This window comes from Bacillus sp. BPN334, from assembly GCF_008368885.1.
In the GTDB taxonomy this organism is placed as follows: domain Bacteria; phylum Bacillota; class Bacilli; order Bacillales; family Bacillaceae_G; genus Bacillus_A; species Bacillus_A wiedmannii.
In genome coordinates, this window is the sequence record NZ_QOZW01000008.1 from 372878 (window position 1) to 387947 (window position 15070).

Below are 15070 nucleotides of genomic sequence, written 5' to 3' on the forward strand. Positions count from 1 at the left end.
ACTTTATAAAACACAACATATACATCACCACCTACTAATATTAAATATAGTACATTCGAATTATACAATATAAATAGTGTATTGTATTTGCAATTTACAATAACTTTACAAAAATAACGATAAAAAAGGTATTGTTCATTCCTATGTTCAACAATACCTTTTTTATCCAATTACTTCTTTTACATCTGTATTCACTGGCCACTTTTCTAAAGTATAAGCCATTTCCCAAAATGAATATTCATATTGGCTGCTAATAATAAAATGCTGTTTCATTCGATTTCGGTCTGCCTCTGTTACTTTTTCAGCTATTGCATCTAATCGTGTAATTTGCTCTTCAACTAAAGTACGGAACCAACCCGATGTAGAAATCCATTCTTTATAAATTGGCTCTTCTGGCTGACGCTCTTTTAAACATTCATCAATTGAGTAGAAATCAATATCATGCCCCGGTTTCGACTCAATAGTAAAAAAATATCTGATTGGTTAAACTCTTGATATTAAGAATGTTTTTATGATTATTTGGTATTAGTGTGTTCTAAATGATAATGGCTATTATTGAAGATGACATATAAGCGATTATTAAACGATAGTCCTTCTACATCATAGATAGAAAGAATACCGTTTTTTCGTTTAGAGTATTTGTATATACTTCAAAATATTAAGACGCTAGGCATAGATCATGCCCCAAGGTTTGAGAATCTAAAGTATTTGAATAAGAAACTTTACTCCGTTCGTTATAGTTATTCACATCATAATATATTATTATTATTTCTACCTTAAGAACTGAAAATAGCTATTTAAAAATATGGCTGCTAATTTCAGTTCGATCTTCCTTGCACCCAAGTAGCAATATCATTTATAACATACTCAGGGATATTAGCGGGACTATAATATTCATCCGGTTTACTTAATTCTCCATCTCCTGCTGTAAAGAAGTGATTTAACTTTGGATATAGTCGATAATCAATGTTATCTCTCTCTTTTAATTGTTCTTTCCAATAAGGAATTTCAATTTTTGATAGAACTTGATAGTCTCTTTCTCCTTGAAGAATAAGAAGCGGTGTTTTTTGTTTTTTTGACATTTCTGCTGCTTTAATTTTACGGATAGAATCCCAATATACTGGTGGTCCTAAAGAAAAACCCTTTGGCGGATTCTGACTAGAGAAATTAGGATCCTTTAATAATTCAAACTGCGATTTGTAAAATTTATATTCTTCTGGTTTCATTTCTCCAATAGAAAGACGATACTCCAGTTGATCTAAAACATTGTCTGTGAATGCCTTGCCCGCTCCTCCCATCACAATTGCCCCAGCAATATTTTGATTTTGATTTTTTTCAATTATCCTCGGAATCATCATTCCACCTTGACTATGACCAAGAATATAAATTTGATTCTTATCTATCATAGGTTCATTTTGAAGAAAATGAGTCACAAGAAGTGCATCATCTGTTGTCTCTTTATCAACTGTATAAAAAGGACTAAGTTCTGTTTTCAATCTATGTTCATAGGTTCGTTTATTATAGCGAAGAACAGCAATTCCTTTCGAGGCAAGACCTTCAGCTAAATCACGAAATGGTTTTAAAGCATACGTTGCTGAATCCTGATCGGCTGCTCCAGCTCCATGAACAAGAATAACCGCTGGAAAAGGACCCTTTCCCTTTGGAACAGATAATGTTCCTGGTAATGGAAATGCACCACTTCCAACTACTACTTCTTTATCAACAAATGATTTAGGATTACTATATGATGGCCGATCTGCAACAGGACTAAACGGCATACTGAGTTGAAAATCATCTATTTTTCCAGATGGATCTAGTTTTATTAGTAAAGGTACAGTAATTTGTTCAAAAACTAAGTTAATCTCTACATTTGTATGAACAGAATTTGTCTCTTTTTGTGTAACCTCTCCAATTTCTATAAAAGAACCTTTTTGTAATTGCGTAGGAAGTTCTTCCCAATAGTTCTTCAACCATTTTTCAGATATTATTTTCTGTAATGATCGAGAAGTTAAATCAAATGCAGATTTATAATCTTCAGTATGCATAGAACAGACAAATGAAAAAGCAGTAGATATAACGGGATTTCCCTCTTCAATATTGTCTATTTTTTTTATATTTGTGTTTGTTTCCTTTAATGTCGATTTAATTTGGTGACTAAACGGATTATTGTATGTATTTGGATATAAACTTCTTTTCAATACGTCCTTATTCCGTCCCTCAAACAAGTTTGAATAATCCTCAAAATTTTTAGGTGACATTACTTCCTCCGCATATGAAACCGAAGGAATAGTTATCGCACAAATTGCACTGACAAGTAATAACTTACTACCCATTCTTTTTTTCGTACTCATATATATTAATTCTCCCTTCAAAATTAAAATTTTTAATACAGCATGCCTAGTACTATAAGGTCATAGATATTTTCAAGGCGATTAATAATCTACTTTACGATCCCCCTAACAGGTTAAAAAACTATTATAAACAAACTTCAATTTAAAATGCCTTCGCTCTCTTTTCCACATGTATGTTAACTCTAGAAATTACTTATTTTCTTTAAAACACTCTTGTTACTGGTTTGTTTTTCATATATAAGTCGTACCCTTTTCCCCCTTCGCGCCACTTTATATTTTTTCATATACAATGAAAATCTCTTTTTCCTTACCTATTACTTACAAATTCCTTACATCCGAAATTGCTTTTATAATAGTACTGCAGGAACCACTGTGCCCGAAAGCGCAAAAAAAGAAACACCAATGTAATTTGCTTTGGTGCTTCTTTTTCAGGCTTTAAATTTTGATTATTTTTCTTGCTATGTAACACAAATTACATTGTGCTATATGATACAATCCTAATGTTGTTAGAATCACTTTTTTAAATGGTAAATTTATACTAGAAGGTACTCATATCCAACAGTTTAAGAAAAAGAAAAGTCTCAAAATAACTAAATGTAGAAACAGAAAATTTTCATTTAAGGATGACTTCAAAACCATTAACTTAAGAAACGGATATTCTTCAGAGCGAAAAATAAAAAGGTTTCTTTCAAAATGTATGGAATTTTTGTTCTGGAGGTATTCATATTTGTTAACTGAATGAGCATGGGCTATTTATCTATATTTTCGTTTTTCATACCATAAATAAAAATACCAGTCGTTATAGACTGGTATTATAAAGCTAATGTTTTTTAATTTATAAATGTAGTATTTTTTACTTTCCAGTCTTCAAGTTTAATGAAAACCCAGAATGAGTAGATTCCTAGAGTGATAATTGATAAGAGCAACCATTTTATCCAATTACCAAACAAGCCTACAGCAGAACCATTGAATTTCATACGGTGCCCGTTAACTACTGTATGATTTATTTTCCAACCATAAACCATACATAAAGCCCAAGGGTAACAAATACCAAGGGTAAAAACTGTAATAAGTACACCAAGGATACTCCAACCAATAAAGCTGAATAATCCACCATCAAAAAATGAGTGGCGACCATTTTTTAATTCAGAACCGATTTCCATAAAAAAACTCCTAACATATATACATTCATAATGACAAAAACAAATTATATCACAATAAAATGGTTTCAGGTCTATAAATCGTAATATAAAGTAAAATAAAATTTAAAATTCTTTTTGGATCGAGATGTTTAATTCAGAAACGTAAATATTTTCATTGGATTGGTTTTGTTCTTAGTGGAAATGGATTCTTAGCCTTGGTTGTAACAATTTATAAGGTGGTAAGATTTTTTTTATGATTAAGTTTAATTATATGAGAAATATGAAAAAAGAAAGAAGGGCTGATAGCAGCCCTTCTTTTTGGTTCTGGTGCAATAAATTTACTTACGAAAGTCCAAGATCGCGTAAAGGGTATAGAACATAAAAAAGACATTTGATTGTTGATTTGAAATAAAGTCACAATGTTTATAAAAAGGTGGGATAACTTGTTTCTTTAAATGAAAGGATGCTACATGTGTTTTGATTGATTTTTTACAAAAATTGTATAATACTTCACTAATGGATTCCTTTTTTCTCTTATCAATATTCATATGTTACAATAGTACCAGTTGTATCAGTAGTACCATTAAAACCACTAAAACAATTAGAACAACTACCACAGCCACCACAACCGCCACAACCAAAACAACCGAAGCAACCAATACAACGGAATCCACCACAACGAAATCCACCACAGCGACCGCCACAACCACCACAACGACCACAACCGCCACAGCGACGAGCATCATCTTCAATATAGTAATATGGATATTGGTTTTGCTGGTCCCAATACACAATATTTCCAGATTGGTAATCATTAAGGCTTAACGCTTGTAGTTCTTGTTGAAACTTATTCATTTTCATGACCTCCGTTTATAAACTTCAACCTTTTCAATGCTTCCCTATATTTCTGTTCGTTCAATCTAAGTAGAAATAGCGCTATAAAGTGAAACTTTAATCAGTGGGGGTTTTGTTCATCCCCCACTGATTATTAGTTGAACCAATCGGACGTTTACGGACAGTTGATCTCCCACTTAACTTCTTTGCTCCAACTGAATTTTGAGGTGGGAGTTTTACTGTCCGTTAACGTGGGATAAATTAAGTTCAATACGTACACCTACAAAATATGACCTATCACTAGATAATGCACCTTGTTCATATACCTATTTTTAGGTTATTTTTCCATAGGCTCATTTTTATAAATTGAAAAAAGACGCACTTAGATTGATGCGTCTTTTTGCGATACTTCTTTTATGAAATCATATACATAGGTATTATCCATACCTATGTATAGCAATACCCCTACTCATTATCCAATGACATCTTCTACTTCTGTATTCACTGGCCACTTTTCTAAAGTATAAGCCATTTCCCAAAATGAATATTCATATTGACTGCTAATAATGAAATGCTGTTTCATTCGCTTACGGTCAGACTCTGTTACGTTTTCAGCGATAGTATCTAATCTTGTAATTTGCTCTTCAACTAGCGTACGGAACCAATCAGATCCATAAGCAGAAATCCATTCGTTATAAATTGGCTCTTCTGGCTGACACTCTTTTAAACGCTCACCAATTTCATAATATAACCAATAGCAAGGTAAAATTGCTGCAATGATATCACCTAAATGTCCTTCATACGCAGCACGATACATATGTGACGTGTACGCATATGCAGTTGGAGCAGGGATAAAATTATCTTTTTCTTCTTGTGTAATCCCTAGTTTCTTCGCAAAATTCTCATGTAAAGATAATTCTGCTTCATATGTATTTTGAGCATGGTGTGCCATACGAGCTGTCGTTTCTAATTCTAGAGCCTTTGCAGCTCCTAAAGTTTGTACTCTAGCGAAATGACTCAAATAATATGAATCTTGAAGCACGTAATAGCGAAAACTAGCTAAATCTAACGTTCCCTCGCCAAGTTTTTTTACAAAAGGATGATGAAAACTAGCTTCCCAAATTGAATCTACTTCTTTACGTAATGATTGTGAAAAAGTCATTTAAATCCCTCCAAGTAATTTATTTATTATACGTATTTATCCACAGTTATTAACGCTTTAAAATAAAAAAACTTTCTTTACAGACGTAAAGAAAGTGAAATTGACAGTATTTATTCATAAAATAGTAATGTCTTTCCCACTTCCCTACGCTGGCATTAACCAGATCAGGTACTAAGAGTCTCAAATTCTCATTTGATCTCAGCCTATATTAGGCCCCCCTAGTGGATAAATATTAAGTTTTCGTATTGTATTCATCATAACATACTTCATGTTACTGTCAAAAGTATTCATGATACCGCTACTTAAAATCCTTCTTCTTTTCTTACTCTCAATGAAGTTTCAATAATCATATCTAATAGTTTACTATAATGAATACCAGCTGCATCTGCACTTTTCGGTAGTAAACTTGCTTGTGTCATCCCTGGTAATGTGTTAATCTCCATTACATATGGAATACCATCCTTCACCATCATATCCACTCTTGCATAAACGCTGCATTTTAATGCTTTATAGCAAGCCAGTGACGCTTCGTTTACACGTTCCTTCAATTCTCTTGGAAGTTCGATAACTTCTTCAATTGTACTAACATCATCATATTTTGCATTGTAATCAAAGAACTCAGCTGCATGTCGGATTGAAATAATAGGTAACTGTTTTCCATCAAAAATGGAACATGTAATCTCATCACCTTTTATATACTTCTCTATTACTACTTCAGAATCCCATTCAAACACAGTTTCCAGCATTGAAATTAATTCATCTTTATCATATACAATCTTTACCCCAACACTTGATCCGCCAGAGTTGGGCTTTACCACTAACGGAAATCCTAACTTATCTAATTCATCAAGATTTAGATCCGCCATTTTTGTAAGTTCAATCCAATCGGGTGTTTCTATACCTTCATAGCGTAAAATCTTTTTCGAAATATTTTTGTCCATACATATACCGCTAGATAACATATTACTCCCGCTATAAGGAATCCCTAAACTTTCAAGCGTGCCTTGAACCGTCCCATCTTCCCCGTATTTTCCGTGTAATGCGAGGAGCGCAAAATCAATGTCTTTCGCTTTTTCGATTAAATCCATTTTTTCATTTAATGTAATTGGTACGATTTCATATTTATTTTTATCTAAATTTGCAATCATTTCATTTCCAGTCATAATTGATACTTGTTTTTCAGAGGATACTCCACCCATAATAACGCCAATTCTCATTTCCTCAACTCCAAATTTCATTTTTTATTGTATCACCGATTATTTTTATTCCACGAACTATTTCTTCTTCTTTCAGACGTGAAAACCCTAATCGAAAAGTAGTCGCTCCTCCTCCATCAGAATAAAAAACATCTCCAGGAGAAAATGTAACCCCTTGCTCATAACACTTTTGTAAAAGTGTGCGGGCATGAATTTTTTCTTCTAACTCTATAAATAAATGAAGTCCACCATCACCGGTCATTCTTTGAAACGGAATGTACTCGTTACACGCCCCAACAGCTAACTCATATTTTTTCTTATAAACTGATCTTGCCTTTTTTAAATATTTTTCAAAATATCCTTCATGTAAATATTGAAATAGAACAGCTTGATCTAACGTAGATGTGTGAATCGTTCTTGCTCTTTTTACACTTTCTAAATGATGAATCAGTTCTTTATCTGCGATAATCCAGCCTACACGTAAACCAGGGAAAAGTACCTTTGAAAAGCTACTAATATAAATTACATTATTACCAGCTCCAGCAAAAGTTAATAATGGTGCTAAATGCGAACCTGAATAACGTAGCTCCTCATTAAATCCATCTTCTATAATAGGAACCTTATATTTTGAGAATAATCTCATCAGTTCCGTTCTTTTCTCCGAACTCGTAACAATACCGGTTGGATTATGATAGGAAGGAATTAAATACGCGAAATCAAACTCTTTTTCACGCAAACTTTTTTCTACTTCGTTTGTATCGATGCCATCTTCATTCATATTAATTCCGTGAACTTCAAGTCCATGTAAACGGAAAAGCTTCAATGCCGCATGGTGAGTTGGATTCTCACAAATAACCCGCCCTGATTTCTTCGATAACGAGGATAGTACGATGTCTAATCCTTCTGTAAATCCATTTGTAATTAAAATATCTTTGTTCGAAATATCTACACCTTTCATTTCCATATAATGAAGTAGATAATTCATTAAAGGTCTATAACCTTTTGCGTATCCGTAGTTTAATACGACATCCCCTTCAATGGACATACGAGTAAGAAAAGCTCTTTTGAAATTTTCCACATCAAATAGCTTTTCGTCCGGAGCAATGCTATTAAAAACAATCATTCCTTTTTCCCAGCGAACACCATGTTTCATTAAATCTAATTCATCCGCTAATAAGGTAACTGTATTAAGTTTATTTTTCCAATCTATTTCAACAGACGAAGTGTTCGATATATCAACCTTCGCTACAAAATTCCCTTTACCTTTAACTGCATAAATGAGTCCTTCTTGCTCTAAATCTGCATAAGCAGCGAGCACAGTATTTCTGCTCACACTTAGTAATTCACTTAGTTCCCTAGTTGAAGGGATTTTTTGATCCCCGAGCAAATGACCTTTCATAATCATCTTTTTCAAATAATCTTTCAATTGAATATAAACAGGACGATCTTTCACAACTTTAAAATCTTTAAACAATTCCTTACCCCCTGCAATCATTTTTGCATATTTATTTCTTTCTCAAAAGGTCCACTACATATGTATTTTTTATAAAGGGCGGTACGGTCTTATAAAGTGGAACTTTAATCAATGGGCTGTTTATCGCCCACTGATTATTATCCCTCACGAACCAGGTGTTTTACTGCCTGTTACTAAGTGATAAATCTTTACGGTATAAGTTAATTATATCTTTTAAAGCTGCTGCTGCGGCTCCGCGTGGATTTGATGCACCACCAATTGTAGTAACTTGCCCCATCGTATCAGTAAAGAAGGTAATTCCTTTTTCTGTCCCATTTACATTTGCTAGCGGATGATCTTTATCTATTTCGTGTGGTTCCACATGAAGAGCCACTTTACCATCCTTATCCGTATATGCTGAAGCTATTAATTTAATATATTTATTATGGTCTTTAGCATTTCGAATTAGTTGTTGTGTAACATGTTCGATTCCTTTTATATGTATATCGGTAAGCGTATTTTCTGTTCCCATTAAACTGTTTGTCAAAAGTAACAATTTACACGCACTATCAGAACCACTTACATCTAATATTGGGTTCGTTTCAGCAATTCCTTTACTTTGCGCTTCTTTCAGTGCTTCTTCAAACGTAATATCTTCCTCATTCATTTTTGAAAGAATATAATTTGTAGTCCCGTTTAATATTCCTTCTATTTTTTCAATATGGCATCCAGCTAAACTAAATTGCCCAATATCTAGTGTCGGTAATGCCGCAGCAGTTGCACCACTATATCGAATTCGTACATTTGCGATTTTTGCTGCTTCATTTATTTCTCTCCAGTTTGTAACGAGTGCGCCTTTTGAAATTGCGACAATATCCATATGTTTCTCAATCGCTTGTTTTATATATTGTTTTCCTGGATTTCCATCTTTAAGGTTTGTAACTGTTGATTCTACTAATACAGTTCCACTTATGCTAGTTGTTGCTCGTTCCTTCGGATGATGTTCAATATATTCTTCAATTGCAGCGCTACCGCCACCATACATTAATAAGTGATGAATAGATAATCCGTCCTCATTATGTATTGCAACATTTCTACCTAATACACCACTTACCACTAAATCTATTCCATATATTTCATTTATATATAAATTTTTTTCATTTAATAATTTTATAAACTCTCTTCCTACTGTTCCATATCCTGATAATACAACTTTTATTTTCATAATATACCCCCCATATTTTCTACCATATCCCTCTTTCAATATAATATAAAGCGCTCTCGAATTCCATCGAGAGCGCTTTATTATTACCTATTTTGGTAATCTTGATAACTTTTCTGCAATTGTTCTATAAAACTCTTGAATGCTAGAAAAACCTAACGTGTCTGAAACACTAAGTCCTACCATATCGAGATGGTCCCAATTTGCTTTCGTTTCAATATGATTCCATTTTCCAATCTGTAAAGTCTCAGTATTATTTACCGAAGTGTTAGAAGAAGGCGCGATCATAGAATTTGTATTTACTACACCATCATTTTGCCACCAAGAAGTATCAATGAATGGACGGTTTTCTTCATATCTTGCATAGGAACCTAAGAAAAATGCATTACCCATTAACACTTTATTCATCGTTATATGAGGTAGATGTAAACCTGTAATAGGTGCTGCTTGTGATGCATGTCCACTATAGGATAAGTAATACACATCTGATTGCGTCTTTACCCAATTATTAAGCTCCTTTGCACCATCTGTACTTAAATCCCATTGACTTATATCTTTTGTATCTTTCCAAAGTGAACTATTTACAATACGATCAGTGTATTGGAAAAAAGACTCTCCAGTATTCTTTTTTATACCCCATTGATCCAATTTAAAATCATATAACGATAAATTATTATTCCCTCCAAAACTTGCAGCTGTAATAAGCAAATCTTTAACGAACGGTACTAGAAGACTACCATCCGCAAGTGTCGTGCCATTGTGAGGAGTTGCTAATGTTGTCACACTATGAACAAATGATTTCTTGCCCTCAAATAGTGGTGAAATATTCGTGTTCGGATGATTTTTCACATAATTTTTTTCTTCAAAACTACCTTCTTTTAATAGCTGTACTAATGTTCTAATCGTTTGTCCACCCATGCTATGCCCAACTAAATGAACTTTATTTGTTTCACTCCAATTCGATGCAAAACCACTATAAGTTCTGCCAAAACGATTATGTCCATGTTTCTCAGCATGTGCGGCACCGTAGTCTACTGTACCACCGTTAATTTGCGCATATAATTCACATGCGCGATCCCAGTTACTAGAAACAGGTCCAACAGCAGCAGTATGTACTGTATAGCCACTTCTTTTTAAATCTTCTTGTATATCATGAACACCACCCCAATATTTAACCCCTAACATTTCCTCTCTACCCCACCCTGCAAATCCATTCACTAGTATGATAGGGTAATTATTTTGTTGCTTCTCTTCAGCGTATGTTGTTTTTACTGTGAACGAAAAAACAGTCACTAATGCGAAAAAACATATTTTTAAAATTAACTTCCCCATTCTTTCTCCCCCTTAATAAAACGTTTACATATTTCTATTAAAAATAAGTTTTTAACTTAAACATAATGTAAAGTATTTTATATACATTGTATATACAGAAAACATACACAAATGTTGATAAATATTAATCCAAGTAAGCATTTACCTTTTACAATACAACTTGTAAATCTTATTATTTGAATTTATAATTAGGTTTAGTTTCCTCAAGTTAAATAGCTTTAAAAATTATAAGAAAGCTAATTTCATTACTTAAGGAGGAGGAAAAAGCATGCAAATCGGAATAAATACTCATACACTACCTCAACCTACTAAATTAACCCCTACTTCTCTTGAGCGTAATATTATCTCTTCTAGTAAACTTGAAGATAAAAAATCAAATGATCCAATCAAGTTTGATATTCGTTCATCTGAAAAAGAAATGAAACAACCTGAGCATAAATTTAACGAATTAGATTTATGGAAGATGTTAAAAGATAAAGGTGTTCCTTTATGGATCATACTTGAAATGCTACAAAGGTCTCGTAAGGAAAAAGAATCTCAAAATAATTCAGTTCAAAATTCAAATGCGATTGAAGAACCGAGCGAGACGCGATTAAATGAAGTAATGTAAATTATGTTATCTAAATGGTCTAAAATAAAAAAGGGTTCAAGACTGATAAAATCCCTATCAACCTTGAACCCTTTTTTATGATTTTTCTCCAATCGTGACAAATTGAACTGATACTTCTTCCTCAAAATCTTTAATTAACTTTCTTACTTTTACATATTCATTAGTCAATATATTATCTGTCGACATTTTAGGTTTTTCGTCACCTAAAGATTTTTTCAGATGAAGAAGTTGCATTTTTGTTTCATTTGCCTGTATTTCTTTATATACACTATTGCTCGCCACAATTACATACCATAGTGTTCCATAATTTCGATTATTACCAAGCCAAGCATCACTATCATATGTAACTGGTATCACTTTTCCTTCTATTTCAATACTTTTTATATTCTTTTCTTCTTCATTTATAAATAATAGTGAACTTTCTTTTGGAAAATTCGGTAACGTATCTAAAGGTTTAGAATGAGATGAATGATCTCTTTTACGAAAAATTTTTGCTTTAATCATCGCTTTTGCAGTAGATTCATTTAACATTAAAACCCTTTTTTGGTCAAATTTACCTTTTTTCACCGAAAAAACTTCAAGTTCTTTCGTATTTTCCTTATAACGATTCATAATTGTTGAAGTATGATTCTCATCTCCAATGATTAATACGCCGTTAGTTGGAAATCTGTTTTCATTTTTAGAGCATGCACTTAAACTTATTAAAATTAATATACTTAATATGAAAATAGAGAGTGTTTTTTTCATCACAGTTCCTTTCATAACTCAAAATGTTTTTTTACATGCTTTTCTGCAATCTTACTTGCTGATATTCTCTACTGTTCCATAGTTTTATAAAGCTTTTGTAAGTAACGCCAACGAGTTATAAAGAAATATAAAACTTGTATACATATAAATGAAATTAAAATTATGATAGAGCTATTCATAATAGAAAAATCGACTAATTGTTGTAATGCCAAATAAGCGACCACAGTATGAATCACTGCAATAACAATCGGTAAGAAGAACATTAATACTAATTGTCTTGTTACAACTTTTTTCAACTCTCGTTTACTTAATCCCATTTTCGAAATCATCTTATATTGCTGCTGATCGCGGTCCAAATCAGTATATAACCGGAAATAAATAAAACTAGCAGCGAAAGTAAAGAAGACGATTCCAACTAAAACACTTGCCATAAGTAATAACCCATTCGTTTGTTTTGCACTTAACAACTCTATAGTTAGTGCTCTAAATTCAAAATGTATGTCTCTAGGATCTTGATCGAATATGTCACTTAATTGGTTTGAAATCTCTTTTGTTTTTATCCAATCATCTACAACAAATCCATAAGTTCGATATTGAATAATATTTTCAAAATCTAGATTACTATTAAGCGGAATTTCATCATACACATGATCTTGAATCACAATATTAATCCCTTCCGTATCGTGTGGCAAAACTAAATTATCTACAGTTTTTTTCACATGAAATGTCTTTGTCCAATCGCCTTGAATGACTTCAATATTCTTTTTATAATCACCATTTTTAAACTCTTGTTTTTGTGATACAACTCCAGGGATTAATAACATTTCATCTTCTTTTTCAATCGTTTCTTGTTGGTACCCGAGTGCTCTCGCAAGTTCGTTATATTCACTTAACTTCATTACATTTACATTACTTTCTGTATAAATATCTGAAGTGGAAGCCATTCGATATGGAATATTAGAATCAGCAAGATGTTTTTTTATAATCGAGAGATGTTTATCCGTTATTTTATTTTTATCAGGAGCTGTATACAGAAATGTATACGGGTTTGTCATCCTTACCAAATCTTTGTTTCCAAGAGCTGCTGTCGTGCCAATTGCTGTAAAAGCAACTGCTGAAATAATAGATACTATAAAAAACATTGTTGCATTATCTTTCATACGGTATATTAATTCTGAAAATGTTAATATATTGGTTCTCTTTAAAAAGAAAGATTCACTCCTTTTCACAAGATGCAATATATAAACGCTACACTGTGTATATAAAAAGTACGTTCCTATAATTACTAGGAGCACACCCATTCCGAGCGTAATAAAACTATAACTTGGGATAAAGCGAAATACTAAAATATAGCCATATCCTATACTAAATAAAGAAAAAATTGATAATAAAATTGACGATTTCGGTTCAGGCTTTGGCTTTTCCCCTGCTTGAATAAGTTCCACAAGTTCTGTTACTTTTATCATTTTAAAAGTAACTAGCGAAACAATTAAAAATAAGAATAGAAACGTGATGCCAGTTAATAATACCGCCTTCACTGGCATATAAAAAGGTAAGCCGTTACTAATCATTAATACACTGGCACTTATTAATAAAACTAGTTTAGAAAATACGAGGCCGATAAGAATCCCAATACAAATCGAACCAAGTCCAATTAACATATTTTCAATTAACAATAACTTCTTAAGCTGTCTCATTGACATACCTTGCATCATTAAACTGCCAAATTCTTTCTTACGCGTTTTTAAAAACGAACTCACTGAATATAGAATAAAGAAGAATGAAAAGACAAAAATCAAACCTTGAGAAACTTCAAATCCTAATGTACCAAATGTACTTATTGTTTTACTTGTCGATTTCAACTCCCCCTGTAAATCAGGATGGAATAATAAAAGAGCATACGTAAAGAAAATCATAATAGAAAATGCACTACTTAAAAAATGGGCAGCATATGTACGCTTATTGCGAAAAATATTGTTAAATGCGAACTGACGAAAAGTCATGCCTTTTCCCTCCTAACAAAGAAAGGACATCCATAATCTTTTGATAAAATGTTTGCCTGCTTTCGCCACAATAAATTTCGTTATATAGTTGACCATCTTTAATAAAGATTACTCGGCTGCAAAAACTCGCTGCATACGGATCATGAGTCACTAACATCATCGTAGCTTTTTCTTCCTTATTTAGAGTATCTAACATCTCCATTACATCATTTGAAGATTTAGAATCTAAATTCCCTGTTGGTTCATCTGCAAGTAATAATTGCGGCTTATGAACAATTGCACGAGCAATTGCTGTTCTTTGAGCTTGGCCTCCTGATATTTCAAACGTTCTTTTATTCAATATATCTGTAATATTTAATTTCTCTGCGATTTCTTGTACGCGTTTGTTCATTTCTTGCACAGAAACGCCATCTAATGTCATCGGCAATACGATATTTTCCTTCACTGTAAGCGTGCTAAGTAAATTAAATGATTGAAAAACAAATCCTAATTGTTTCCTACGGAATAAAGCTAAATCTTCTGATGATAACTGGAAAGGATTTGTACCGTTTATTAATATTTCTCCTGAGGACGGAGAATCGATAGTAGATACCATATTTAATAATGTAGTTTTCCCGCTACCAGATGGCCCCATGATCCCTATAAATTCACCTTCTTGAATTGATAAATCAATATCTACTAATGCTTTAAAAGGTATTTTCCCTTTATATACTTTACTAATATTTTTCGCATGTAAAATTTCCATTTCTATTCTCCCTTCATTTGCACTTCTCACAATAGAGTGTAAATGAATTGTCTTAATGCTCATATTGATTCATCTTTCATTTATCTTACACGCTTGTAAGATTTCTAAAAAAACTGACAATAAAACTGTTTTCAAACTAAAATTAACGCATAACTATCTTATAATAATTGTATAGTGGTAGAAAATACAATTGTATATCAAATCTTTATTATATAAATGCAAAAAAGCTTAGAGTTTTAGTTCTAAGCTTTTTTGCATTGCATAATCGCTCCC

The 15070-nt window shown here is 32.5% G+C and carries 12 protein-coding genes, 1 pseudogene and 1 riboswitch; of the genes and pseudogenes, 1 reads left to right on the forward strand and 12 read right to left on the reverse strand.

Going from position 1 to position 15070, the window contains the following annotated elements; all coding sequences use genetic code 11:
- Nucleotides 1-162: 162 nt before the first annotated feature.
- The 9 genes and pseudogenes from DN393_RS14040 to DN393_RS14080 form a co-directional block, all read right to left on the reverse strand.
- Nucleotides 163-432: pseudogene (locus DN393_RS14040) on the reverse strand (thiaminase II/PqqC family protein); the annotation flags it as partial.
- A gap of 386 nt (nt 433-818) precedes the next feature.
- On the reverse strand, nt 819-2351 hold the full coding sequence (locus tag DN393_RS14045; RefSeq protein ID WP_098102274.1) for an alpha/beta hydrolase: 1533 nt from the start codon (nt 2349-2351) through the stop codon (nt 819-821).
- 830 nt (nt 2352-3181) lie between these two features.
- Nucleotides 3182-3514 (reverse strand): DUF898 family protein, encoded by a 333-nt coding sequence (locus DN393_RS14050; protein WP_000402399.1) that lies wholly within the window; start codon nt 3512-3514, stop codon nt 3182-3184.
- A 516-nt stretch (nt 3515-4030) separates the two neighbouring features.
- On the reverse strand, nt 4031-4354 hold the full coding sequence (locus DN393_RS14055) for a heterocycloanthracin/sonorensin family bacteriocin (protein ID WP_141669115.1): 324 nt from the start codon (nt 4352-4354) through the stop codon (nt 4031-4033).
- Between the two features lie 445 nt (nt 4355-4799).
- Complete coding sequence (gene tenA, locus DN393_RS14060; protein WP_098112046.1) at nt 4800-5489, reverse strand: thiaminase II; 690 nt, start codon at nt 5487-5489, stop codon at nt 4800-4802.
- A 124-nt stretch (nt 5490-5613) separates the two neighbouring features.
- Nucleotides 5614-5719, reverse strand: a riboswitch (TPP riboswitch).
- 72 nt (nt 5720-5791) lie between these two features.
- On the reverse strand, nt 5792-6706 hold the full coding sequence (gene ddlB, locus DN393_RS14065; protein WP_064475969.1) for a D-alanine--D-alanine ligase: 915 nt from the start codon (nt 6704-6706) through the stop codon (nt 5792-5794).
- 4 nt (nt 6707-6710) lie between these two features.
- A complete protein-coding gene (gene pdxR, locus DN393_RS14070; RefSeq protein WP_000471626.1) occupies nt 6711-8159 on the reverse strand; it encodes a MocR-like pyridoxine biosynthesis transcription factor PdxR in 1449 nt (482 codons plus the stop codon).
- Between the two features lie 160 nt (nt 8160-8319).
- A complete protein-coding gene (locus DN393_RS14075; protein ID WP_064475345.1) occupies nt 8320-9363 on the reverse strand; it encodes a homoserine dehydrogenase in 1044 nt (347 codons plus the stop codon).
- An 87-nt stretch (nt 9364-9450) separates the two neighbouring features.
- Nucleotides 9451-10692 carry an esterase/lipase family protein gene (locus DN393_RS14080; RefSeq protein ID WP_149173627.1) on the reverse strand — a complete coding sequence of 414 codons (1242 nt, stop codon included), beginning with the start codon at nt 10690-10692 and terminating at the stop codon, nt 9451-9453.
- A gap of 268 nt (nt 10693-10960) precedes the next feature.
- Here DN393_RS14080 and DN393_RS14085 point away from each other — a divergent pair, with 268 nt between their 5' ends.
- On the forward strand, nt 10961-11302 hold the full coding sequence (locus DN393_RS14085; RefSeq protein ID WP_098102331.1) for a DUF3914 domain-containing protein: 342 nt from the start codon (nt 10961-10963) through the stop codon (nt 11300-11302).
- A 75-nt stretch (nt 11303-11377) separates the two neighbouring features.
- Here the strand turns inward: DN393_RS14085 and DN393_RS14090 are convergent, their stop codons facing one another.
- From DN393_RS14090 to DN393_RS14100, 3 genes are all read right to left on the reverse strand, one after another.
- On the reverse strand, nt 11378-12049 hold the full coding sequence (locus tag DN393_RS14090; protein WP_149173628.1) for a lipoprotein BA_5634 family protein: 672 nt from the start codon (nt 12047-12049) through the stop codon (nt 11378-11380).
- A 68-nt stretch (nt 12050-12117) separates the two neighbouring features.
- Nucleotides 12118-14052 carry an ABC transporter permease gene (locus DN393_RS14095; RefSeq protein WP_149173629.1) on the reverse strand — a complete coding sequence of 645 codons (1935 nt, stop codon included), beginning with the start codon at nt 14050-14052 and terminating at the stop codon, nt 12118-12120.
- Nucleotides 14027-14797, reverse strand: coding sequence for an ABC transporter ATP-binding protein (locus tag DN393_RS14100; protein ID WP_098102333.1), 771 nt, complete (start codon nt 14795-14797; stop codon nt 14027-14029). The genes DN393_RS14095 and DN393_RS14100 overlap by 26 nt, the downstream gene beginning before the upstream one ends.
- Nucleotides 14798-15070 lie beyond the last annotated feature (273 nt).

Bases quoted from the DNA above. Each gene is read 5' to 3' on its own strand.
- DN393_RS14045 (WP_098102274.1), bottom strand. From the start codon at position 2,351: ATGAGTACGAAAAAAAGAATGGGTAGTAAGTTATTACTTGTCAGTGCA.
- DN393_RS14095 (WP_149173629.1), bottom strand. From the start codon at position 14,052: ATGACTTTTCGTCAGTTCGCATTTAACAATATTTTTCGCAATAAGCGT.
- ddlB (WP_064475969.1), bottom strand. From the start codon at position 6,706: ATGAGAATTGGCGTTATTATGGGTGGAGTATCCTCTGAAAAACAAGTA.
- DN393_RS14100 (WP_098102333.1), bottom strand. From the start codon at position 14,797: ATGGAAATTTTACATGCGAAAAATATTAGTAAAGTATATAAAGGGAAA.
- DN393_RS14050 (WP_000402399.1), bottom strand. From the start codon at position 3,514: ATGGAAATCGGTTCTGAATTAAAAAATGGTCGCCACTCATTTTTTGAT.
- DN393_RS14090 (WP_149173628.1), bottom strand. From the start codon at position 12,049: ATGAAAAAAACACTCTCTATTTTCATATTAAGTATATTAATTTTAATA.
- DN393_RS14080 (WP_149173627.1), bottom strand. From the start codon at position 10,692: ATGGGGAAGTTAATTTTAAAAATATGTTTTTTCGCATTAGTGACTGTT.
- DN393_RS14085 (WP_098102331.1), top strand. From the start codon at position 10,961: ATGCAAATCGGAATAAATACTCATACACTACCTCAACCTACTAAATTA.
- DN393_RS14075 (WP_064475345.1), bottom strand. From the start codon at position 9,363: ATGAAAATAAAAGTTGTATTATCAGGATATGGAACAGTAGGAAGAGAG.
- DN393_RS14055 (WP_141669115.1), bottom strand. From the start codon at position 4,354: ATGAAAATGAATAAGTTTCAACAAGAACTACAAGCGTTAAGCCTTAAT.
- tenA (WP_098112046.1), bottom strand. From the start codon at position 5,489: ATGACTTTTTCACAATCATTACGTAAAGAAGTAGATTCAATTTGGGAA.